General features: G+C 46.0%; 15 protein-coding genes and 2 pseudogenes. 4 read left to right on the top strand and 13 right to left on the bottom strand.

The genetic code is table 11. From position 1 onward, the window contains the following. The first annotated feature begins 121 nt into the window (after nucleotides 1-121). Complete coding sequence (locus F0220_RS16770; protein WP_105598962.1) at nucleotides 122-1,081, top strand: carotenoid biosynthesis protein; 960 nt, start codon at nucleotides 122-124, stop codon at nucleotides 1,079-1,081. A 25-nt stretch (nucleotides 1,082-1,106) separates the two neighbouring features. Continuing rightward, nucleotides 1,107-1,196, top strand: a pseudogene (locus F0220_RS33420) (putative holin-like toxin); the annotation flags it as partial. Nucleotides 1,197-1,422: 226 nt separating this feature from the next. Here F0220_RS33420 and F0220_RS16765 read toward each other — a convergent pair. The 9 genes from F0220_RS16765 to F0220_RS16725 all read right to left on the bottom strand — a co-directional run bounded on the left by F0220_RS16765 (nucleotide 1,423) and on the right by F0220_RS16725 (nucleotide 19,289). Then, nucleotides 1,423-3,459, bottom strand: a complete 2,037-nt coding sequence (locus F0220_RS16765; protein ID WP_105598961.1) for a GxGYxYP domain-containing protein — start codon at nucleotides 3,457-3,459, stop codon at nucleotides 1,423-1,425. A gap of 246 nt (nucleotides 3,460-3,705) precedes the next feature. Then, nucleotides 3,706-6,993 carry a glycosyl hydrolase gene (locus tag F0220_RS16760; RefSeq protein ID WP_149846926.1) on the bottom strand — a complete coding sequence of 1,096 codons (3,288 nt, stop codon included), beginning with the start codon at nucleotides 6,991-6,993 and terminating at the stop codon, nucleotides 3,706-3,708. A gap of 24 nt (nucleotides 6,994-7,017) precedes the next feature. After that, nucleotides 7,018-9,024 carry a glutaminase family protein gene (locus F0220_RS16755; RefSeq protein WP_149846703.1) on the bottom strand — a complete coding sequence of 669 codons (2,007 nt, stop codon included), beginning with the start codon at nucleotides 9,022-9,024 and terminating at the stop codon, nucleotides 7,018-7,020. A gap of 44 nt (nucleotides 9,025-9,068) precedes the next feature. After that, nucleotides 9,069-10,724 (bottom strand): extracellular solute-binding protein, encoded by a 1,656-nt coding sequence (locus F0220_RS16750; protein WP_149846702.1) that lies wholly within the window; start codon nucleotides 10,722-10,724, stop codon nucleotides 9,069-9,071. A gap of 80 nt (nucleotides 10,725-10,804) precedes the next feature. Next, nucleotides 10,805-11,701: a carbohydrate ABC transporter permease gene (locus F0220_RS16745; protein WP_091020055.1), complete on the bottom strand. Its 897-nt coding sequence runs from the start codon at nucleotides 11,699-11,701 to the stop codon at nucleotides 10,805-10,807. A gap of 12 nt (nucleotides 11,702-11,713) precedes the next feature. Continuing rightward, nucleotides 11,714-12,607 carry an ABC transporter permease gene (locus tag F0220_RS16740; protein ID WP_105599157.1) on the bottom strand — a complete coding sequence of 298 codons (894 nt, stop codon included), beginning with the start codon at nucleotides 12,605-12,607 and terminating at the stop codon, nucleotides 11,714-11,716. 46 nt (nucleotides 12,608-12,653) lie between these two features. After that, nucleotides 12,654-15,728 carry an alpha-mannosidase gene (locus tag F0220_RS16735; protein ID WP_105598957.1) on the bottom strand — a complete coding sequence of 1,025 codons (3,075 nt, stop codon included), beginning with the start codon at nucleotides 15,726-15,728 and terminating at the stop codon, nucleotides 12,654-12,656. Nucleotides 15,729-15,755: 27 nt separating this feature from the next. Next, nucleotides 15,756-17,981, bottom strand: a complete 2,226-nt coding sequence (locus tag F0220_RS16730) for a hypothetical protein (protein ID WP_105598956.1) — start codon at nucleotides 17,979-17,981, stop codon at nucleotides 15,756-15,758. 171 nt (nucleotides 17,982-18,152) lie between these two features. Further along, entirely contained in the window at nucleotides 18,153-19,289 is a 1,137-nt protein-coding gene (locus F0220_RS16725) for a GntR family transcriptional regulator (RefSeq protein ID WP_105598955.1), read from the bottom strand. Nucleotides 19,290-19,424: 135 nt separating this feature from the next. Between F0220_RS16725 and F0220_RS32950 the strand changes: the two are divergent. After that, nucleotides 19,425-19,699: pseudogene (locus F0220_RS32950) on the top strand (phosphatidylglycerol lysyltransferase domain-containing protein); the annotation flags it as partial. Nucleotides 19,700-20,389: 690 nt separating this feature from the next. On the opposite strand, the gene F0220_RS16715 reads toward F0220_RS32950, so the two are convergent. Both F0220_RS16715 and F0220_RS16710 read right to left on the bottom strand, forming a co-directional pair. Continuing rightward, nucleotides 20,390-21,067, bottom strand: coding sequence for a hypothetical protein (locus tag F0220_RS16715; protein ID WP_223199714.1), 678 nt, complete (start codon nucleotides 21,065-21,067; stop codon nucleotides 20,390-20,392). Between the two features lie 200 nt (nucleotides 21,068-21,267). Further along, entirely contained in the window at nucleotides 21,268-21,756 is a 489-nt protein-coding gene (locus tag F0220_RS16710; protein ID WP_105598954.1) for an NUDIX hydrolase, read from the bottom strand. Between the two features lie 502 nt (nucleotides 21,757-22,258). Between F0220_RS16710 and F0220_RS16705 the strand changes: the two genes are divergently transcribed. Beyond that, nucleotides 22,259-22,864 carry a GNAT family N-acetyltransferase gene (locus F0220_RS16705; protein ID WP_105598953.1) on the top strand — a complete coding sequence of 202 codons (606 nt, stop codon included), beginning with the start codon at nucleotides 22,259-22,261 and terminating at the stop codon, nucleotides 22,862-22,864. A gap of 189 nt (nucleotides 22,865-23,053) precedes the next feature. On the opposite strand, the gene F0220_RS16700 is transcribed toward F0220_RS16705, so the two are convergent. Together F0220_RS16700 and F0220_RS16695 are read right to left on the bottom strand one after the other, a co-directional pair. Next, entirely contained in the window at nucleotides 23,054-23,455 is a 402-nt protein-coding gene (locus F0220_RS16700) for a DUF3888 domain-containing protein (protein WP_105598952.1), read from the bottom strand. Between the two features lie 145 nt (nucleotides 23,456-23,600). Continuing rightward, entirely contained in the window at nucleotides 23,601-24,134 is a 534-nt protein-coding gene (locus F0220_RS16695; RefSeq protein ID WP_105598951.1) for a DinB family protein, read from the bottom strand. Nucleotides 24,135-24,152: the final 18 nt, after the last annotated feature.

Below are 24,152 nucleotides of genomic sequence, written 5' to 3'. Positions count from 1 at the left end.
AAGGTAGTTTGTATGATAACTAACATATCTCAATCGAACAGCCTGTTGTTTAAGTAACACAGTGAAATTATAATTTATTTGAACGTTCAATTCTATTTTTAAACTTAAATGGAGGTAAAATATGGGTGATATAACTGTAGTACCTGTATGGATAATTCAAGATATTATAGTCTTAATTGCTGCTGTTCTAATGGTTTTCTATATCCTTGATAAGGAAACACATCCCAAAACGGTTCTACTGCAGTTTATAGGTTTTGTGTTTTTTTACGCAGCCGTTTTTGAAATTACTGCTTCATCGCTTGGGGAAGGTTTTTACGCCTATGGGCGGAGTATTTTAATGTTATTTAATATACCGATTACTGTCCCTATTATTGAGTTTCTGATCATTTATTCAACTTTGCGTGTTCTAAAGTCTGTAAATATACCATCCTGGACTAAACCATTTATTACGGGATTGAGCGCTATGGTTTTTGACTTTTCACTGGACCCGGTGGCTGTCAAACAGATATTTCAGACTACAGATGGACTCATGGCAAGATGGACTTATTATCCGCTAGCCGGTGAGCCTCAAATCTATGGGGAACCTGTGATGAATTTTACAGGATGGATTTATATAGCGGGATATTGGACCGTCTTTATTCTAATTGGAGAATGGTGGCATAAAAAGAAAGGCTACAGTAAATCAATTGGTTATATCTATCCGTTTCTGGCGGCCATTCTGTCATTAGCCTGTATGTTCTCACCTTTATCTAACTTCCTTAATTATATGGGGCCGTTCTTCGAAAGAACCTCTAATATGCAATGGGTGATGTTGATTACACTTTCTGTAATTACAATCGGAATTTTAGCATTAGCTTTTATAAAGTTTTGGGACCGGAAGGTTAATTATTCAATCACGCCCAAAAAAGATTTTCCTATCATGTTTACTTTCGTAGGGTTCCCCCTAGTCAATACTATATTTTGCATTATAGGCGGTTATACGGAAGTGTTGTGGCTGGTCGCTCTGGCTCAGATTTTCTTATTGCTAGGCTGGATTGGAATTTACATTATGGGTAAAAAAGCAAGTCCAATCACGAAATAACCATAAACCCAAGCATTGAGGCAAAGACACACTTTCATTACTATTCCTTTTCGGTATTTTAATTTTGGTGCTTCTTGCTTACATGAAAAGAAATAGACCGCCCACCCTAAGGTAACAGTCTATTCCGACCACCACCTAGCGGCCGACTGCTCTTTATGTAGTTTCAATTGTATAATTTCTTGTTTCTACCATAATAAACGTATTAACAAGCCAAAAACCCGCCGGATCCGCAAGGATCCAGCAGGTCTTTTATTGGCCGAATGATATTTGAATATCTATAAATCGCCAGCTTCCGATTGCTTTGTAGACGACCCAAAGGTCCTTAAGCTCACTTTGACATCTTACTTGGAAAAGCCGTACGCTTTTCGGATCAGCGAGAAATATTCGTCCGCATTAACTACCTGGAACTCGGCTCCAAGAGATTCCGTAATCGCCAGCACATCCGATGGGGTCATGCTCCATGCATTAATCCCAACCGAAATAAACGTTGGAGATTTGCCATCCCATTCGGTCTTGGTACGATTCAAAATATCTTTACCATCCTGCACCGTTGAGATGCCTCGCAGAATGGAAACCGGTAGGCTGCCATTCATGATTTGAACATTGGCTTTGTCCTCGCCTGCGAGGAACAGGCCTGGAAGTTTATAGTTCTTCTCATACGCAGCTGCAATCGAATCACTCAGCGGAACGTCTTTTCCAAGTTCACGATTGAGCACAAAAGGGTACGACATGTTTGTTTTCTTCAGATAAGAGAAGGTTTGTTTCAGATACTCCGGGAATGTGTCTGTTGGCCAGACATTTGGATTGAAGTAACCCACTCCGGATGGGCCTGCAACTAGCTGATCATTTGGTGTCGCCGTTGAACGGTAATAGTTTAGAATGGCAGGCGCTGCATCGTAGAGTAACGGACTGGAAGTCCAGTTGATGGGCACTTTACCCCGAGCGGGATCAGCCCACAGGTTGCGCATATGATTCTGATCGTATTGCAGGTTGTCACCTTCCCCAAAGGTATAGGTTACATAGATTTTGTTCTCCAGCTTGGATTTTACCGGTTTGGGAGCAGGCTGTTGTTTTACGTTTGTTCCTGAAAATACGGTCATGTTATGGAACCAGTCGGAAGGAACAACATAGACACCATGACGAGATGTGAGTTCTATGCCAGCAACTTCGCCTTCAAAATCATTGTCGAACCAACCCAGATAAGGTGTCCCTGGTTTTACATCAGACAGAATCTTCTCAAATAGCGCCTTTTCTTCTGGCACACTGGTAGACAACCAGAACACCATGGCTTTGTTCGCTACAGCATAATCGCGGAGATAGCCATAAGGTTCCTTTTCTTCTGACGAGAGTGGTTGAACATTGCTCGCAGATACCTTGTATTGGTTCCACATCTCGATCGTCACGGTTAGTTGCTTTGTGTCCGCTGCAGGCTTAAATTCGTATACAAAGTAGTTTCCGTTATCTGCGAAGCGGTGATCGCTACCAGGCAAAAATTTGGAGTTATGTCGGTCATAGAGAAATGCTTCTTCCTCAGAAGAACCCGTTTTGAAATCCGCAAGAATCTGTCCATCTGCTTTCACCGTCACTTGATGAACGGCAGGCCCCCAGCCATCCTGAGGAAAGGCATCATTAAAGCGGAGGTAGACCGCTTCTTTTCCCAAATAGGATGACAAGTCATAGTCATAGGTCTTCCTGTTGCTTGCATCACGAATCTGTTCCTTCTCGACTCCAACCGTTTGGAATGAATCAAAATTTCCGGACGGAATCGGGATGGAGGTGTCTGGACTCAATCCGACCAACATTCGTTGAGTCGTCTGGCTCCAGAGATGCTCATACTGCCAGTTGTATGCATCCATACGATTCTTGAACTTGTCCTGCAAGTCTTCGATTACCGACAGGTGATACGGTGCAGAAGTCAATTGTTGAGCCAGTTCAGGACTGGCAACAACAGCATTTTTGAGTCCGGCAAGTGTCGTTGCCACATTAATGGAGTCCGGCAGCTGCGGATCATATACGATAATGCCTTTGATCTCTTTTGCATATTTCTTGAGAACATCCATTACGATGTCATGCTGCTTATAAGGGACGTTCAAGTCCTGCAGCCAAGGGTCTACTTTATTCTGTTGAATGTAGATTCGCGGCTTTTCTCGATTGATTACCCCTTCAAGCGTCGTCAAAAGCAATTTGATATCGCCAGATTCCTCATATACATTCGCCACATCCAAACGTTCTACTTTATTGAAAGTTGGAAGCGCTTGATTTTGCGGCCACTTCAAAGAGTTGGTATGCTTCAACTCATCTGTGGCAGCAAATGCACTAGCCGATAACACGGTTGTACAGACCAGGGCAACACACAAAAAGGTTAATTTACGAATCATAAAGTTCATATCTCCTTTTAGAGGTAATTCAAAAAGTCAACTTTTGATCACGAGGTAACTCGAGAAGCAATTTCGACATCGAATCTTGAATTCAGCCGGGCCTTCCGTTGCTCACGTAGGTTCTCAAGCACATGCTTCCGAAGCCGTTTTCTCCAAAAACGTGTAGCTCCGCTACTCTGTCCCTAGCTTCATCCAAGCTTCTCGGTGCTGAAAACCTGACTTTTTGAGCACGCACTTTTAATGTTTTTATGATTTGTTGTGATGTTGCGTCTGTGATGTTCTTCGCGTACGTCGGATCAACCTCACCTGTCCATTGATTCCTGATGTCAGCGCTGACTTTCCATACAAATTCTCCAGTGTATTTGCGGCATGTAAGTTCATTTCATTCAATCCTTCTTGAATATATGGCGTTATGTTCCATTGGTAAGGCGGCCATAAACGAATACCTGCTTCAATATCATTCACATATAGGCTTGCTGTCTCCCTTATATCTTCGGCTACCAGCCATAGCTCCTCATTTGCAGCTAAGTTTATGTTAGACAGATCCACCTGCTGCGAGTAGACACCCGTACCTGAATAATAAGGATAGCCAGCAGTATTCCAACATCCACCCCATTGTTCCACATCGGTATTTAACGTCGTATCATTTTCTATCGCGAACGGACCAATCAGAAAGGCTGGGAATGAAATAGCAGGCATCGGCTCCAATAACGAAACCGTCAGAATTTCCAGCTCATTCTCACCAGCCAACAAATGTGGAGTGAGATCTACACTGTCATAATCACCATCCTGCCACGAAGAGTGTCTTAACGCTTCCTGACGTACCCCATTGACGAATATTTCCAGATTACGCCTACGCTGCAAAAATCCGATATGGGATGGAATGTTCTGATCTACATCATCCAGAAGCAATTCCACCCTGCCCCATGATTCTTCTCCCGCCTTACCGGAACGATCCGAACCACGCGGGGATTGAAGCCGTTCAATCAATTTTGGCGTCATGCCAAATGTCGTGCGATACGTATTTACTTGCCCGGGCATGGTCGCGTTCATCCTGGAATGTCGGTCATTCAACGTGACATGCCATTGATCTAGCAGAAGAACGTTGGGGCCTGCGGTCCTGAACCCCCACTGCTCATCCAGAATGACCTCTACCACATTCGTGGAAAAAGATTTATCTCCCAGGCACGCTTGCTCTATATACTCCGCATGATCCGTACGTTCTTGCGGAAAAGAGGAGCTCTCTTGAGGGCTTACCGACAGCACACACAGCTCTCCGGGTACGAACGAAAGGAACGATTCAGCGTCAATGCTGCATACTCTTCCATTCTCCAACTCCCACTCTTCCAAGTGACCTTTCTTTTCATCGCAAATGAGCTTAATGGTCACGGAGTGCTCTGACCAATTCATCAACCATACATACACCAGATTTCCAATTCTGCGTTCGACGCTAATCAAATCGTCAGACTGACCTTCAATCCAATCCCATCGTATTACCGGTGGTTCCCTGATCAACTCCCCTAATTGAATACAAAACGCTTCGAGTTGATCCAGACGCTGACTCTGGCCGCCTTGATGAACAGCGTCATCCATGGAATAAAAGAGGCTGTGCCCCTTGCCAACAGCACGTAATTTTCCGTGCGGCGGATCGGTACCAAACAGCTGCTGGATATCCTTCAACAACACCGGATCATGCCGCAAAGATTCACTATGCTGCGGAATCGTACCTATCGCAATTAACGTGCCGCCCTGGTTAACAAAGGATACAAGCCTGGCTGCAACATCCCTTGACATCACCTCTATTTCCGGCATAACGAGGATCGAATATCCATGGCCATGGCCATCAAATTGCAAACCCTCTCCTTCAACAAGGAGCGCTTCGCGAAGCTGGCATTCATCCACATAGTCGTAGTCGATAGATGATCGCAGCAAGCGATCTGACAAAAGCGAGAACAGCACATCTGATGAAGGCTGCATGTTTGCTTCGCCTGATGTGAACATGGTTTCATATACCGTATGGATAGGCGATAACAGCAGAACTTCCGGCGTTCGTTTTCCTTTTGCTCCAAGCAGACTCAATCGCCCTATATAATCGGCAAAAGCACGATAATGCAGCCAATGGGGTGCATGTTTGAATTCAGTCGGTGGAAAGTCGGTCTTCCGATACCCGGCAAACGAATAATAGAATGCATGCGGAATAAACAGATTAACTCCCAAAAAGGCCATAAAATTGGCATCAAGTCGCCGCTGGCGCATGGAATAACCATGACCACTTGCACCAAAGGCTTCACAGATCACCCGTTCCTTCCTGTGCAGCTGCGCGACAGAAGCCGCCGTCTTGACGGACACAATGCGATGCGGATTCGCCTTTGACCCGATGCCGGGAGTGAGATAATCCACGCCTGCATAGTGGAATTGCTGCAATACCCGGGTTTGATTGCCTTGAGATCGAGCCTGCCCCCAGACAGGCTCCTCCAGCGTATGACCGATATAGAGCAGACCGGATTGTTCACACCATGAACGAATCGCGGCATGATATCCCTCCACATACCAACGGGTGATCGTATCATAATATTGCTGCCTTGTGGATCGGCTGCCGTCTGTCATGGGATACAACAATGCCCCCAACCGCGGGATTAAATCATACCCGTTCTCTTGCTGATATCGTTCGACCATCCCCTCAGTCCAAGCGAAGACGAGCCCCGGCAAAGTAGCCTCCACATCATGAACGGCGGTTCGGATGGCCTCCACCCCGAAGAAGCCATCGTGAATCATAAGACCCGGCTCGTCAGTAAACACCCCTTGAATGGTTGATCCGTAATAGGGCTTTAATGCCAGAAACGGTTCATAAGACATCCCAATGAAAGACTGAACCGCTTCCGGATTCAATGTATCCAGGTAATACCCTTTAGCGAAGGTGATTCCCTCGGCAATCTCACATGACCAGCAAGCGAGAACAATATAAGAATCATGGGCGTGACCCGGACTCCACTCTTCTCCCCAACAATGTGTGATATTTTCCGGTTCATCATGAAGCAACCACTCTCCATCGAGGTTAACCGCGCGATAGGCCAGGATGGCGATCAGCTCATTGTGATCATGGGAGGCAAAATCCAGCTTCAAGCTTTCCTGCGGCACATCTCGTACATATCGCTTTTCCTCTATTCTCAAATAACGCATGCGATATTCCGGTTGTTCCCGTGTCAGTCTGCCGCCCAAGGTTCCGCTCGGCCAATTCTCCTCATCGTACAGCCAGACGACCATATTCCGTTTCTTGCATTCTGCTGTGCAAAACTCCAGCACATCCATAAATTCCGGCGAGAGATATGGGATTAGCATTCCGTGCCGGGCATGCAGAACCACACCGCCGACACCCGCTTCATACATGGATTGAATCTGACTCTCCAGTTCGGTCTTCTCCAGCGCATGATTCAGAAACCAGAAAGGCTGCGGACGATACGTTGCATCCGGATTCGCAAATTGCTGCTTGAGCTGCTGTAAATGATCACAGACTTCCTCTGCGCCTGCCTTCATATTCACCACCTGCCTTCACACCCATCAGTCTGTAGACTGTTGCATGAGTAATTGGATAAAGAAGCCGCCAACCACAGAACGATTCTGAAAATTCATCTGCTTAGCGGTGATCGTGTCATACCAATCCGTTACGGGAACACGAGACGAAGTTTCATTCATGAAATCCCACAGCGGTGAAATGAAAGACTCAAACTGCGCTTTCGTTGAACTCATGGAGGCACACCATACCAACCAATCGGATTTGGTATACGTTTCACGGCTATCCAGCGGCAGGCCATAGCGGTTTTGTTTGTGCATGTAATATTCAAGTTCTTTGGCGGCGATCTCTTTCGGGAACAGGTACAGGTCGAGCAGATGATCCCACACCAGATTGTACTTCATGCTCCATGACTTGGTTGGACTGTCAAACGTCAGCTTATAATGGTCCCCGGCATCTGCCATGGACACCCACTCCTGAGCCATGTTCCGAGCTTCCTCCAGGTACTTCGCCCCTTCCTGCAAACCGAGCTTTTCACACAGGTAGGAATACGCAGCAATACCCAATATGGCCTTGATCGATAAATTGGTATTGTGCGCCAGATGCCCGGCGAAGTCATCCGTGCACAGCTGGTTTACAGGATCGAGTCCATTGTGCAGCAAATAATCTGCCCATCGCGTAAGAGGTTCCCAATGCTGCCGAGCAAATTCGATATCTCTCTCATATTTGCTGACCGCCGCAGCCATCAGCAGCATATTGCCGCATTCCTCAATCGGCATCTGGTATTCCAGCTTATTCTCTCCATACACCTGACCGTTGGCCTTAGGGTAGGTTCCTACATCATGAGGAGCAAAATCAAACGTCCAATCCGGGCTCATCGCATACTTGTAAATTGGACGCATCATGCCCTTGATCAGTTCAGGGTTGTATCTCAGGAATAATGGGATCGAAGGGTAACTGACATCCACCGTAGCGATACATCCATTGCTGAAATTCTCTTTGGAGAAAAATAGAGCATTCCCCTCCTCATCGGCAACCAGCTTATGCGCTGCAATCGCCTGTCTGTAGGTTAGCGCCACAATATCCCGGTATTTCTCACCGCCTGCGGCCTGACTCTCTGCCATGAGTTCAAGATTAAAGCTGTCACAGCGCTGCTGAATCTCTTCGTATTGTTGGGCTGCCAGTAATAGCATTTCATGAAACGTTAATCCATTTCTTTTCCAATAGGCATGTAAAGGCTGTTGAAAATATTCAATCGCATGGATATCGTCATACGCAAGCATGAGAAATTCGGATATCGGTTCGTCCCGGACAGCCCCCAGATCGATCTCGGCGGCCATAACCGGCATGTTGTCCGATACAGCTCGCGGCTGAGGATGATCATCTTCTGTCGGCAATTGACGGGAGCGTACATACTGTTCGCGGCCTGTAACTGAGTGAATGGCCGTCTGGATATGAGAGGATTGAGGAACAGCGAGAACCATATATCCCCAATCAATTCGTGTATCATCACCGGCAAGCTGTAATACGGGCTGATCCACAGTGCCCATGGACATGACATTCCATTGCCCCTCAATCACATGGCGTTCCCAGGTTACGTGCTGATCGGTTGTGTTTACACACCATTCGCCTGTTACATCTACGTAAATTTTGACTTGGTGTGAGGCCCCATCGATCGATTTGACCTGAAAATTCAAATAGGTCACCGGCCTGGATAACAGGTCCAAATCATCCAGCAATAAAGGTGTGGTGAACTGAACATTAAGCTCTATTCCTTCGCCTTGAAAGGTATATCGAGTCGTTACGGGCTGGACAGTCAGGTTGGTCTGCACCAGCACTTCAGGTTCCTGGACAGCTGTACGCTCCTCCGATCCCACTTTCCCCATAAATCGTCGAAGCTTTCCATCGATCACCGCCAAGCCCACCATGCCATTCGTTTTGTTCGTCCAATGCCGGGTATGATCTTCATACAGATGGTCCGTGGCTGACCATACGCTAAAATAAGGGTCCACAGTAACCAGAGGTACGGAAGGCGGTCTAAACTCAGTCGTCATATGAATGCAACTCCTTCAAATTAAAAGTAAGAATATGGAGGTGATCAGTTCGGCATCTGAACGGTAACTACGTCTTTCCCTTTCAAGTTTTCGTTCGTAAACTGCATGGCTTGATCATATCCGGTCTTTCGAAGCTGCTCGCGAAGCTCGTTGATAATGCCCAACGCCGCTTCATCCGATTTCGCAAAGATTGCTTCCTTCCAGGCATCACCCATCCGGTCCATGGAAGGCTTCAGCATCTCCCATTCCGGTGCTTTGGTCATCACATCGCCCGGGTTATAGGCTGTAATGACATGAATGCCATTAGGACGCAGAATTTTTCTGGCTTGTTCCATGGCATCAAGCCGTTTCTGATCGGCCCAGATATCTCCGCCTGCGACCGAATTGATTCGATCAGGCCCCGTGATGGATTCCAGACCAATGGAGATGCCTTCGTTCTTGCGAACTTTACCCGATTGATCTGCCGTAAATTTATCGAACCACTCCTTATTGGCAACGGGTTTACCTTCCTTCATATCCCAATGAACGCCCTGCACTCCGTATCTTGCCAGCATAAATCCTTCATCGGAAGCCATGTAATCGAGGAACTTCAGCGCCGCATCTACACATGCGCCCTTGCAGTTTTTGGTGATCGCTGTTACGTTGTTGCCCTGAATGCCCAGATCCGCAGGGCGATTCGGTTCAACATCTGCGCGCTCCAAAGGGCCGATCGGGATGTAATCGCTTCCAGGATGTGAAGTAACATATTCTTTGGAGGCATCCAGAATGGCCGGATAGTGTGCGGCCAGAATGGCGATGCGGCCCTGATTGATTTTCTCCTTGGCGATCGGGTCAGTCTGGGTGAATGCTTCCGGGTCCATTAACCCTTCCTGAACCAACTTCCGATAGAATAACGTGTACTCTTCATAGCCTTTCGTGAAAAAGTTATGCTCTACCGTTCCGTCACCTTTGTCAACATAACTGCCACCCGAATTGAACATGGTATTGCCGATGCCGACGGACCAGCCGTTGCTGAAGCCACCCAGTGGAAAGACCGGCTGCCCGTTCTCTTGCAGATTGGCATCCTTGATGGCTTTGAGGAAGTTATAGAATTCCTCCTTCGTTACGACCGATTGAGGGTCTATACCCACCTTATCCGCGATATCTTTACGAACGTAAAAGCCGTACAGCCAATCCATGCCATCTTCATTCTGGGAAGGCTGGTTTTGCAGAAGCAAATATTTTTTGCCGTCATATGCATTTATTGCTTTTTCGTAAAGCGCTGGGGGTACATTTTCTTCAGCAATGGATTTCGCGAGGTTAGGATAGTCCCCCAATTTGTCGGAAATATCGACGAGCTGCCCTTCTTTGGCCGCCTTGATAATGCCATCCAACTCGCCCCCCCATGCGGGTCCGGTATAGATATCCGGCAGATCCTGCGTAGCAAATATCTGGTTTACCTTCTCGGTCTCACTGCCTTTGGTATACTCCCAATCCAGCGTGACGCCAGTCTTCTCCTTGATGACTTCTTCCACAGGCGTTATTCCGTTATCCGAACCACCCGAACCGTTCCAGTTGTGCAATATTTTGAGTTTGTATGAACCATCAGCTGCTTCTCCGCTATTCCCGTTTCCTGATGAATCCGTGCATCCGCTCAACGATCCTCCAACCAAGATGGACACGAGTAATACGGATACGCCTTTCGACCAAATTCGGTTCAAACCAATCGCCTCCTGAAATATGATGATGAATGATCTGGGTCAAGCCTGATAAAACTCAGCAAATTCCAGGTTAGGATCACCTAACCTTTCACCGAACCGATCATCACTCCTTTTACGAAATATCGTTGCAGGAACGGGTAGATACACAGGATCGGGAAGACCGTAATGACGAGCAAAGCCATACGCAGGGATTCGGGTGTCGCACCCGCTCCGCCTGAACTGCCAATCGTCTGCCCGCCCTGTTGTGCTGCGCGCTGCATCGAATTGGACAGCGACTCCGCTTCGGTCAGCATCTCCTGCAAGAGGGTTTGCACCGGAATCAGATCCTTGTTGGACACATAGTAGGCACCCGAGAACCAGTCATTCCAGTGGGCGACCCCAATGAAGAGGGAGATGGTTGCCAGTACGGGTCCCGAGAGAGGCAGAATGATGCGAATGAAGATTTGAAAATCCCCATACCCGTCAATGTGGGCTGATTCCTCCAGCTCTTCCGGAATTCCTTGCAGAAAGGTCCGGATAATGATGATATGCATGAAGTTGAATAACAGCGGCAAGACGTACACCCAGAACGTATTGATCAGATGCAGCTTCTGAAGCGTAATGAAGAACGGGATGAATCCGGCACTGAAAATCGTAGGCAAGAAGATGTAAAAGGTGAAAAATGAACGGCCCGGCAATGATTTCTTCGAGAGCGCGTAAGCCATCAATGTACACAGAATTACATGAAGGAACGTACCCAGCACGGTTCGCATGATGGTGATCTGGTATGCCTTCCAGATGCGTGCGTTATCAAATACCTGGGCATAGTTCTCCAATGTAAATTGTCGTGGAAGGAAATAGATCGCGCCCTGCATGGAATCCTTGCCGTCATTCAGCGAGTACGCCAGGATGTAAATAAACGGGTAGATCATGGAGAATCCGACCAAAGCGAGAATGGTATAGTTTATAACTGAAAATAAGGACCATTTGCGTGTCATCACATCACCTCCTTAGAACAGGGATACATCACTGACTTTGCGGGCAATCCGGTTGACCGTTAGCACCAAAATCAGCCCAATTACACTCTGGAACAGCCCCACAGCTGCCGCGTAGCTCAGACGCCCTTCCCGGATACCCGAGTTAATGGCGTGCACGTCGAGAACACTGCCCATGCCAGCGGTCGCAGGTCCATTCAGGAGAAGCAGCTGCTCATAACCCGCGCTCATCAAGTTACCCACGGCGAGAATAAATAATATAATGGCGACATTACGTATACCCGGCAGGGTCACATGCCACATCTGTTGGAAACGCCCTGCACCATCGATCTTGGCAGCTTCATATTGCTGCTGGTCAATTCCTGCAATCGCAGCCATGAATATGATGGAGTTCCAGCCGATGTTCTTCCAAATATCCGATCCAACAATCATCTGATAGAACCAGGTGGGATTGTTCAGGAATTGGATTGGATCAGTTCCGAACGACCCCAGCAAATCATTCACTGGCCCGCCGTATGGCGTGAGCAATCTCTGCATCAGGGTGACAACCACAATCCAGGATACAAAGTAGGGTAAATAGGAAAGTGTCTGAACGGTTTTCTTGAACCGGATTAGTCGTATTTCGTTTAAAAGAATGGCAAGAATGATTGGCATAGGAAAGCCGATTAACAGCTTCATAAGACTGATAATCACCGTGTTGCGGATGATATCACCGGATTGATAGTAGTTAAAGAACTGTTGAAAGTACTTGAAACCTGCCCAGGGACTTCCGGTAAAACCCCCAACAAAGGTATAGTCCCTGAAGGCAACCTGAATTCCATATAAGGGAACATAGGAGAATAAAAAAAACCAGATGATGCCAGGTAACATGAACAAGTAAAAGAGCTTATGCTTCCAGATTCGCTTCATTAACACACTGTTCTTAATCACATTCCCAACGCTCCTTTCCCTTAACCTAACCTTTCAATCGCAGCGAGATGATCTCGAATGGTGTAAAGGACAAAACTACGTCGGCTTGATCCTGAAGCTCCAGCGATGAAATGTTATTCTCCATGAGATCCACTTCCCAGACTTCTTCAGCATTCCAACCGATTGACAGTTTCGTTTTGACCCGGGTTCCCGAGGTCTCATACAGACGGACGATAATGTCATTGCTGTCCTCGGCTTTTTTGATTGACTCCACCATGATGTGCGGATGATCCGGCTGCAGGAATGCTTTCGTGTAAGGCAGCTTTTCCTCTTCTACATCCATTGAAGGTGCAGACAAGGAACTCAGGCGCAGCGGAATATTGAGTTCATTGCCTCTTCGATAAATTTCAGCCTGAACATGGTTCCCCTGATGCGGATATAACGAATAGGTGAATTGGTGCTCTGCACGATCCGCCACCGGATCCGGGTAGGAACTGCTGCGCAGCAAATGAAGGTCAAGTACATTGTTAATGGCTCGATGTCCGTATTTGCAATCGTTGAGTAAGGCGACTCCGTAATCCGGTTCTGATATATCCACCCATTGGTGAGCGCAAATCTCATCCTTGGCAAAGTCCCACATCGTATTGCGGTGAGTCGGCCTGCTCAGGCTGCCAAACTGGATTTCACAGTGAACCTGATCGGTACGAATCTGCACCGGGAACGAAGTGCGTAACATTTTACCGTATTCCTGCCAATCCACGACCGTCTCAAAATCAATACGCCGACTGCCCTCCGTTAAAATAACGGTTTGGGTTAGAGACGATTCTCCGTAGCTGTAATCAAAAACCAACCCAACTTTCGGACCATCCCGAAGCTCACGGATATCATTCAGAATTAATGGCATCCCCACTTGCGCTGAATAATCATGGCGGAAATCCCAGGCATCGCCTTCATCATGATATACACGAAGGTCGTTCCCCAGCTGTCCTTGTAGGATAACTTCACGTGCCTCCAGCTTATCCAGGATCGAGGTGATGCTGCCATTGGGGTCAAATTTCACGATGAGAATGTCATTCTCCATACTGTACTCCTTGGCTGTGTCACGGAAATCTGTTTCCAGCGCAGCAACATCCGTTTCAATACCAGTTGCGATCTCCCCCATGACCTCCTGATCTTCATGATCAGATACCACGGTGTAGCCCATGGATGGAACCTGCACCTTATGCCATCGTCCATGGAGGTGCAGCCACTCCTGACGTTCCCACGGTAGTGAGTTGAATACCACAGTTGAATTGGAGCTTTCCTCTTGGGAAGAGATATAATCTGTAATATAGCTGTAGGTTTCGGTGATCATGCCTTCCGTCTGCTGGAGCAATGCTTCATACCGTATTAACGACTCATCATATACTCGCTTAATCGAAGATCCGGGGAGAATATCATGGAACTGGTACAGAAGCACTTCCTTCCAGATCGTCTCCAATGCTTCGGCCGGATAAGACTTGCCCATGCGGGCAGCCAGTACAGCAGCAAACTCCAGCTCGCGCAGAGCTTTCTCCATCTTGCGGTTATACCACTTGCTCCGTGCCTGACTGGTCAGGGTTCCTTGGTGCTTTTCTAGATACAACTCCCCACGCCAGGTCTGGAATCGCTCTCTTTCTTCATTCAATTGTTCAAAAAATTTCCAGGAAGGTTCCTGCACAACAGGCGCCAGACCGAGCAGGTTCTTCTCCCGCTCCAACCGTTCCAAATGTTCTTCTCCCGGCCCGCCGCCGCCGTCTCCAATGCCAAAGAGCATCAATGCGTGGCTGGAAACATTTTTGTCCAGATACTCCCGCTCTGCTTTGGCAATGGAACGTGGAGCGGCCGGACTGTTGTACGTATCCTCAGGTGGCATATGTGTTAACACCGAGGAACCGTCGATCCCTTCCCACAGAAAGGAATGGTGAGGATGGCGGTTGTACTCACTCCAGGAGAGCTTCTGGGTCATCATGTAATCCACACCGGATTTCTTCAACAACTGCGGCAAGCTTGCGGAGTAGCCAAATACATCTGGCATCCACAGCGACTTCATCTCCATTCCAAATTCCTGTTGGAAATAACGTTTGCCGTACAGAATCTGGCGTACAAGAGATTCACCGCCTGGCACATTGGTATCCGACTCGACCCACATGGCCCCTTGCGGTTCCCATCTGCCTTCCTGCACCCGTTCCTTGATCTGGTCATACATCTTGGGATAGTGCTGTTTCATCCAATCGTATAGCTGAGGCTGACTCGCTCCGAACACATAATCGGGATAACGCTCCATCATGCGAAGCACCGTGGAGAATGTTCTTGCGCCCTTTCGGATCGTCTCACGGATCGGCCATAACCAGGCCAAATCAATATGTGCATGCCCAACCGCACTTATGTTCAGCACAGGATCGCCACCACGACGTGATAATGGTTCGTTCAATAATAACTTGGCGCGATGTATGCGGTCAGGCGTTAATTCCGTCAATATTATGGAAGCGTCATACAGGGATTGAAGAATCCTTTCTCTGCGCGCCATGTTGACAGGAAGGTATTCTGCCGTCTCCAGAAGCACTTCGGTGTCGTAATAGAGACTTCTTATATCTTCACGACAATGTGCCAAAATCGCTTCTTTTACCGTACCGCCCTGGTATTTGCCAAATAAGTCGTTATTGCCGGCGTCAGCCCACAGTTCGAATGCTCCGTCCGTCACCATTATCGACGAATGGTCCAGTTCAACAACTCTTTTCCCAGGGAGACCCAGTGTGAATTCAAACTCTGAATTAATCGTTGTCAATCCCTGTACAGGCGTTCCTTCGTGGTCCACCAGACAGAGTTCGCCGTTCACGTCCAGCAGAAGAACAGCCTTGGCGTCACTACCGGACGGTGGAATGCTCCCTGTAAAACAAAACCAGGCACAATCCCATAATTCCCCCCAACGCTCGCTCTGTGAAAGAGTGATTTGCTGACCTGACATTCTTTCCTCAAATGGAACAGGCTCCGGGGTAACCCATGCCGTCACATTCAGCTTGGCAATGGGCTCATATATGGCTTCACGGAGTTTGGACAGCATTTGATTCAAATGTCCGAGTCTAATCGGTTCATATGGCATAATTGTTTTGTTCTCTCCTCTCGTTCATCAAGCTTTTGCTTTTGCATTCTCACGATCCCACCTTACTTGAATCTCCACCTTGTTCTTGCTGCCATGCTCATAGTTCAGCAGTACGGTTTTCGATTTGGAATCCCATTTCCATTCGGCAGGTACAGTCTGGTGTTGATCTATACTGCAAACGGATATGGGTTCAAATGGGCAATAGAATCTGGCGGTGGCCTGCATGTTGGTCGGACCCTTGGCTACACATTGAAAACCTGTATTCGTTATCGTCAGATCTTCAATTCTGGAAGAGGCAGAGATCAGGCTCACCTTTTCTTGCTGTGGCCTTCCGGCCGTAATGTCGTATAACAGTGCTTGCTCACCAGGAGCCAACCTTACTTCTTGCCGAACATGCAGGTCAGGATCGAACAAGTCCACCACCGGACCTGGGATAACCAGTGGTGCTTCGGATATGGACTCTTCCAGGACAGAGGCTATGATGTAGGGCCCACGTTTAATTTTAAAATAATGCTTGGCTTCCCAACGGAAGTTGGAATCCTGTAGTCTCTCCCATGTTTCTTTCACAGTCTGGCGAAGTTGATCTGCACTCGCTTTACTTGACGTACATGCAGCCGGATGTACAGGAAGCCAATGCACCGCCCCTTTGCCCACAGGATGAATCCCTTCCTGTTCTCCCTTAAGCCCTAGCTGTTCAAACAAGTGCTCGCGTGGTGAGGTATATATGGTATTCGTGCTTTCCCTGCGCTGGTCATCATTCCACCATGCCCGGATGTTGTGATAGGGGTCGCTGTCGTCTCCCACATAGATCAACGCACCACCGTCCTGTACCCATTGGGCCAGTGCATAATGGATATCGGAGTGCTCCGGTTTCATGTATTCATAACTCAACAGCAGGACACGATATGGAACCAGGTAATGTGGATAGCGCCTCACATTATCAAACTGGACGGGTCTCACAGGTATTCCGTGTTGAAGCAATGGCAGAGCAAGACCATAGAATGAAGAGAAATCCAGCAGCTCCGTGTCGCCATCCGCTTGGAATCCTTCCGGATCTGTACCGTCATATTTTCCAGCATTCGGTGCCTCCGGCTCAGGCTTCATGCGTTGAAACATGGCCGAGTCGGCAATCAATACACCAATTTGAAGAGATTCACCTTCTGTTTCGATATTGTCCTGATCCATGTTGCCAAGCGTGTGCATGACATGCAGCAATGTCGTTGCATAGTCAGGTGGAATCCGTTCTTTATGCGTGCCTTCATCGGAAGGATAAGTTCCTTTGAAAATTCTTCGCGGCCAAGGTGCGACCTCGTAATGGGAAACCCCGGGATGAAGCAGGGAAGCAGCAACGGTCTTCAGGTAGTTCTGTTTATAGTCGGCCCATGTATAATTCGGATTGTCCTCGATCGGGTCATGCAGAAACCACATTCGTCTGTCTGTACCCCGCACAAGCTCTTGCATGACACCATATTCCAGGTAAGCGGTTTCAAAAGTTCGTTCTTTGCGCACCCCTTCATACACGTTCGGTGTTCGTGATGTCCCGGTCCAGATTTGAGCAATATATCCATCTACGGAGGGGAGCTCTATCAATCGAGACTGCGGGCTAACAATTCGCCACTGCGTATAATTGATCAGGCTGTGGGTCGGAACGTAGAATCGCAAGATGCGATTGTAACGTTTCAGAGCGTAATCTTTCATCTCGGTACACAATCGGTCTAACACACGTGTGTATAAATACGCTTTCAATTTGGAAGCCCGAAACTGTGCATCGGGTGAGGAGTGAGGCGGACTCCAGGGTTCTTTGTAATACAACTGCCATTCTCTCTTAAACGATTCCGAGTACCCCCCGTTTACCCAGAATTCAGGTTCCTCCAGATGGATCGCCTCCACGCCAGAATCAACAGCTGCACGTATGCGTTCAGCGATATATTTACCAAAGGAAACCGTTGGAACCATGTAAGGAATAATAGGTTCCTTCCCATGGACAATCATCTCGCCATCTCGATCCATCTGGGCTTCATCCCAGTGCGTTTCCCCGTCTACTTCCCCGTCCAGATAGTCGTTATAGGTCCCCCATGCTACTCCTGTCATTAAATGAACCACGTACCCTTTATCCTTCCATTCCTGAATACGTTGCGGCATCGTATCGTCCATTCCATAGACCATGACAAAATCCGTTTGCAGATCATAATCAGGATGATAGGGTGCTGATTCCTGGAATCCGGTTCGTTCTTCTTTCCGATCTCTAACCACAGCTATGACCTCCCTGCCCCTGTTGGATTGGTCTTTCGTTGTAAATATTCACCATTTTACAAAATATAATATACATTAAGAATATATTCAATATGTTTTTTAAGAAAAAAATAAAAAAGCCCTTTCCGTACATCTACGGAAAAGACTTAAATTTAAGCATTGATATGATGATTAGGGACAGCTTCCAGTCGTTTGACGAACGACAAGTTCAGGTTCAATCAGAATTTTGCTGAAACCTGTAATCTCGCGGCTATTCCGAATGACTTCGAGAAGCTGGTTGCCTGCTCGGATTCCCATCTCTCTCTCAAATTGTTTTACATGCGTAAAAATACTGAATTCCTCCACGATGGAAGTGGGGTCATCAAAGCTTACAATCGATACATCTTCGGGAATGCGAAGACCGGCTTGCTTGGCCATTTGATAGATCTGAACCCCCAGCCTGCCATTCAGCGATATATAAGCAGTCACCATCTTGTTGCTGATATATCGGTACAATGGATGGGCTTCTGCATCCTTCAGAACAGACAGTGGTTTGAAATCTGTAATCATATGTGCAGGGTTAATCAATGCTTCTTTATCCTTCAGTGCTTCAATATAACCATCAATTCGCTCCTGGACCGTGACGGTTTGCAATGGAGAATCCGAGCAGATCGCTATATCACGATGTCCAAGCTCCCATAGATGTTCAACGGCCAGCCTCACGCCCAACCTTCCATCAGCCGCAATGTAATGGGTTTCGACGCCAGGCAAATATCGGTCAATCAGCAAAAAAGGGAAGCCGGATAACTTCATGCCGAGAATCTCCTCGTTATAGTTACCTTCATCCACAGGAAAGATTAACAACCCCTCAGTTCCAAGTGCCTTTAACTCCCTGATCGCATCCTTTTCTTTCTCAATGTTGCCATGTGTCAGCATGATCATGCTGCGATAGCCTTCCTGATTGAGTGACTGCTCGATCCCTTCGATGAGTCGAATCGCAAAGTAGTCGTGAATCGTAGGCATGATCACCCCAATCATTTTTGTACTCGATCTGCCTCCTTTTACTGCCGGAAATTCAGAAAATGAGGTGTCTGCTGCATCTGTGCCTTCCGCGACAAAGCTTCCTTTCCCCGGGACGCGTGCAATCAATTTCTCGTTAGCCAAGCCTGTCAGGGCATTCACAACTGTAATTTTGCTAACGTTAAATCGATCCATGAGTTCCTTCTCTGTCGGTATTCGATCACCCGGCTTCATATTTTCGGAAGCAATGAATTTGCGGATGTAGTCTTGAATTTGTTGGTACAACGGTATTCTATCATTCGTACTCATGATAATCACATCACCAATTCATTCATTATATTTTTATATATAAAATATATTTTTACACATATAAGTACAATAAACAACCGTATAATGCCTGTCAATCCTTCATTCCTTGACTCACCTTCTTTATTACAGTGATTCCCTATTGCTCTGCTCCGGGATGCCGAAGGCAAAATTTTGCCTTTGCAACACTAGCACCAGGTTATGACCACAACAGATTGATCTCTATTGATTTAAGGAGACATTTAAACGAAACTCCTAATGGTACGATGGATGTCTTATTTGTAAATCTAATGGAGTGGGCAAAAGAACAAGGATACTCCTATTTCAATCTGGGAATGTCTCCATTATCCCGGGTAGGTGAAAATTCAAATGCTCATCGCGAAGAGAGATTCCCCCGTCTAGCATTTCAATATGTATCCTTTCATCTGGGGGTATTGATTGCTCTTGCATTCCGGAACAGAATGGTCCATTTTCAAACATTAATTGCATTATGTAGCGGATTTCCAAGCATTCACGTTTTAACAATCTACCTAATGTTAAGAGGTGGTCATGTCTTTAACCGTACTATACCTTTAATTATTGCAATCATTTCTATACTCATTATTATTTCAACAGTACTAGTCAAGCAGCACGTGGTTGCAGATATATGATGTGTTTACTTGATTTGAGTTATTGCTTGAAAGTGTAAAAAACCTAGGTTGCGAACTGGCACCGGTACTCTAGCCATTGGAAAAGAGTCTACAATCCGGGAATTCGGCAGCGCCTTTGGCGTCGCGATCGTCGGAACCGTGAAAACCCCAAGCTTCACTGGGCATTTGCCAACAGGTCTTCAGCACGCAAGTGCTCGCCGAGGGGTTGCTGCGGCTACCACCTGCCGACACATGATCTCTTAAAGGACCTATAGGTGTAGGGACTGTGCTGGCTAGCTGCTTCAGCGGTGCATTTCTTAGTTGTATCTACTCATTATTCAGGTTTTTGTCTAATCGGAAATGGGAACAAGTTCGTGTCCATTTCGGCAAAGGAACAATGTTCTTGTCCCGCGACATCCTCGAATCTTCTTTCGATGAAATGGTGAAAAACCGCCCCGTAAAGGGGCGGTTTTCTTAGGCTTGCATAAATGCTTCTAACGGTTCCAGAATCGCGAACGTCTTCTTTGCATCCTTCTTACGTTGCTCGTCATAGAGTTTAGTCAACTCTTCGAATGATTTAGCTTTAATCTTCGTATAACTCGATTTGGTGTATCTGATAATGTACGTCTTTACCCCTTCCTCTTCACTCCACTCGTAAACGACATCATATTTGTCCCTCAAATTCTTTAAATGAAGTGACCGGCGCAACACTGCAAAGTGTTCTTCAATGGCTTCATCGCATTCCTCCATAATCTTCTCGTATGTGCAGCCAACTCGCATCAGAATCTCTGATGCCCGTTCATCGCCGTATCTCGCGAGAAATTCCTTCAACGAAACCAGCGCATATAGTAATATTTGTTCCTTGTCATTCGGATTCCTGTATTCATAACAGCCTACAACCAAATTGCGGTCGGTCATCTCCTCCTTACTGAATTGCATGTTAAACAAATACTCGAGTGTCTTTTGCTTCATAACGGTTTCCAACATCTGTTCTTTATCAATCCTTATGCCCGTTGTCACCCACGGAAATGATAGTTGGCCGTTACCTTCACGCGGTATGCTACCCCTAAGATTCAAAATCGGCATACCCGTAGCGATTGCGTACGACCTGTTATATCCTTCGCCCGCGAATATTTCCTGTTCTTCTAGCATGTGTTCTGCCTCCTTATAATACCAAGTTCCATTCGGCGACTATTGCATATCCATAAAACTACCACTTTATTGTGCTGGTCCTTATTAGTTCATCAGCGCTTTTCATTAACCCACGAAGATATTTCATTGGTCAGCTGCTTCCTTGTTTTTTTATTGAACTATCGTTCCCCGTTTGCTTAATACACTTTACCCTAATACAACTAAACACTCCTTTGAAGCTTGACATCAAATTCTATCGTTGACGCAGTTACATACTCCATATAATTCACAGATCCGTTAAAGTTCAAATAAGCTTCATAACGCATGCGGATTCCAGGTAAAGTAACCAAATCCAGAACACTTTCCTTTGGTACCCACCTACATTCGCTCGTTTCATTAGAAGTCGCTAACTCTCCACCCACAGCTTTACACACAAAATCAAACATGACCTTCGTAGGCACATCAGTCACACCGTCATACCACTTATGGATTGCTGTATTCGAAACAACACTAATCAAATGGCTAACCGTGGCAACTATTCCACTTTCCTCTTTGATTTCACGAATGACGCCATCAATTAGGTTTTCTCCTACTTCAGTTATCCCACCAGGATACACCCAACCATCGTCATGAGCTTTTACTAAAAGGATATTTCCAGTTCCATCTTCTACAATTCCGCCTGCAGATACAATATGTGTCGGGAACGCCATTTTACAACCTCCAAATAAGATAAAGTTGTATATTTATTCCGCACAATTCCTACATTTTCCTGCCTTTGTGAATTTCTAAAAGATACTGCCGGCATGATTGAAACAACCTGCCCGTTGGCTTAATGAGGCATCATCACTCTAATATAATTTCTTCGTTCTCTACCGTCCCTAAAGGTATATAAAAAGGATCGTCAGCATTTCTGCAACGATCCCTATTATCATCCACTAGTTGTAAACCGCAGTTGATCTATTTGGTAATGGCGGAGATATTACATAATTAGTAAAAGCATGACCTGAATGTCCACCCCATTTCAATCATATTCTTCTCCATTTTGAATTGAGGGTACCTCAGCCTCATCCCAATCAATATTAAAAGGAATTTGTGATGCATGAAAGTACAATAATTCAACGGTTAATGCATTCAACGTCGATACCAATAAATATATACTAATCCCACCACGTTAAGATAATGAATCACAACGGAATCGGAGGTGTAAATGACATGAATCAAAATGTTACTTTAATAGGCAAGACAATAAAACTCTTACCCCTAGAATCTAAACATAAAGAAGATTTACTTGAAACACTAATGAATCCAAACATATGGGAATTTACTTGGAGAAAAAATGCAACATATGATGATATTAAGCATTTAATCGAACAAGCCATACAAAACCAGCTTCATGGCACCCAACTCCCTTTCGTCATCGTTGAACTCATGTCGGAAAAAATTATTGGAACCACAAGAATCGGAGATATTGATATGATCAATCAAAATGCGGAAATCGGCTGGACATGGCTAACACCGACTTACTGGCGTACAGGTGTAAATACGGAATGCAAGTTTTTACTGTTAAATTATTGCTTCGAACAATTAGCGCTAGTTCGCGTGCAATTTTCCATCAGCGGCAATAACATAAGGTCACAGCGAGCGATAGAACGGATTGGGGCAACTAAAGAGGGCATTTTTAGGAAGCATAGGCGGGATACTCAAGGTAGATTTCATGACAATGTTTTTTATAGCATTACGGATAACGACTGGCCGGAGGTAAAAAGCACTCTTGAACATATGATCCATATAAAATACTCCCCAAAAAACACAAGATAGATGTTTGTACAAAAGAAAGTAAAAGAAGCACCCTGATATTTTCCTAGCCAAATGCCATTGGATAGCTCAATAAAAGCCCATCGTAACAAGGGCCTTTATTGAGCTAACCTGCCCGTTACTTGAACAAAAGCAGCCGATCACGTTGACCTGGCTTTCTTTGTATTATTGAGCCATAGTTTCTTCGTTAGTTCAATGAGTTTTAATAATTTTTTGCCAGTTAGGAGGCAAGTCATAATTCCTAATGTGCTTATACTCAAGAACTACTACTGATCCGGAGTTATCTATACTAAACCTCATCGAGTCGAGTCCAACATCCAAATGAGGTCCTACATACGGAATAGTTTTAACCTGAACAACAATATGTGAAGAATGATATTTAACGTCTACATCAGTTCCATCCAAAAAAGGCGTAAACGTAGGTGTTACAGTGGATTTATTTTTGTAGTAGTGGTTAATCTGTTCCTGTATTTTTGGAGCTAACAAAGTAAGTACAAGCCGTTTCAATGGTTCATCGTTTGGCTTTGCACAAATGGGCTGGATTACCATCAAGAAAATGATGGCTGTTAGCAATGATCCTATAAATCTTTTCATTTCTGAAACCCTCATCCCCAGATTTTTAAGGGTAGTTTTCACTAAATGAAGATAATTTATTAAGCTAACCTGCCCTTTAGTTGAACAAAAGCAGCCGATGACATTGATCAGCTGCTTTGTTGGTTTTATGAGCTATCGTTTCCCGTTAATTTAGTGAATTATTACATAAGCCTGCCTCCACAAGCTTCTCGTCAAGTCTTACCTTTTGGTGCAAATGATGCCTGCTGTGCATGCCAATCATCTCAAACCAATCACGCGCGTTAAGCCAGCCAAACCAGCCATGACGCACCTTGCAAGCCTGATTCGTTCCGCGAACGTGTTCCTCCCAGTATCTCATTTTTTTTAACACCTGCTCTAGACCGGCTATGATCTCTTCCTTACTATTGGGGTTACGGGTCCTGTTGACTGGTTCCTCAAGTTTAACACGGACATCGGGCCACACTTTTTCGATAAACGCCTTCGTTCCGACTTCAGTCTTGCCTCCATTTTTTTCTTGAGTCTCCATCGTACAAGTTTGAATATGATCGATATACTCTTCTGCCACATCGATCACGTGAATATACATTTGTCCAATCGACCAAACGTCTTCCTGGAATTTATATCGCAACTGGTCTATCGTATATCCAGCCAGGTTTCGCTTATATTGCTCGATAATAGCCACGGAATCATTTTTTAACATAAGGTTTTCACCCCATCA

Origin of the sequence: Paenibacillus sp. 37 (assembly GCF_008386395.1) — a bacterium.
Classification (GTDB): domain Bacteria; phylum Bacillota; class Bacilli; order Paenibacillales; family Paenibacillaceae; genus Paenibacillus; species Paenibacillus amylolyticus_B.
Note: the sequence above shows the minus strand (reverse complement) of the source record. Positions and strands in the feature narration are given on the sequence as shown.

Bases quoted from the DNA above. Each gene is read 5' to 3' on its own strand.
- F0220_RS16770 (WP_105598962.1), top strand. From the start codon at position 122: ATGGGTGATATAACTGTAGTACCTGTATGGATAATTCAAGATATTATA.
- F0220_RS16765 (WP_105598961.1), bottom strand. From the start codon at position 3,459: ATGATTCGTAAATTAACCTTTTTGTGTGTTGCCCTGGTCTGTACAACC.
- F0220_RS16760 (WP_149846926.1), bottom strand. From the start codon at position 6,993: ATGAAGGCAGGCGCAGAGGAAGTCTGTGATCATTTACAGCAGCTCAAG.
- F0220_RS16755 (WP_149846703.1), bottom strand. From the start codon at position 9,024: ATGACGACTGAGTTTAGACCGCCTTCCGTACCTCTGGTTACTGTGGAC.
- F0220_RS16745 (WP_091020055.1), bottom strand. From the start codon at position 11,701: ATGACACGCAAATGGTCCTTATTTTCAGTTATAAACTATACCATTCTC.
- F0220_RS16740 (WP_105599157.1), bottom strand. From the start codon at position 12,607: ATGAAGCGAATCTGGAAGCATAAGCTCTTTTACTTGTTCATGTTACCT.
- F0220_RS16735 (WP_105598957.1), bottom strand. From the start codon at position 15,728: ATGCCATATGAACCGATTAGACTCGGACATTTGAATCAAATGCTGTCC.
- F0220_RS16725 (WP_105598955.1), bottom strand. From the start codon at position 19,289: ATGAGTACGAATGATAGAATACCGTTGTACCAACAAATTCAAGACTAC.
- F0220_RS16715 (WP_223199714.1), bottom strand. From the start codon at position 21,067: ATGCTAGAAGAACAGGAAATATTCGCGGGCGAAGGATATAACAGGTCG.
- F0220_RS16710 (WP_105598954.1), bottom strand. From the start codon at position 21,756: ATGGCGTTCCCGACACATATTGTATCTGCAGGCGGAATTGTAGAAGAT.
- F0220_RS16705 (WP_105598953.1), top strand. From the start codon at position 22,259: ATGAATCAAAATGTTACTTTAATAGGCAAGACAATAAAACTCTTACCC.
- F0220_RS16700 (WP_105598952.1), bottom strand. From the start codon at position 23,455: ATGAAAAGATTTATAGGATCATTGCTAACAGCCATCATTTTCTTGATG.
- F0220_RS16695 (WP_105598951.1), bottom strand. From the start codon at position 24,134: ATGTTAAAAAATGATTCCGTGGCTATTATCGAGCAATATAAGCGAAAC.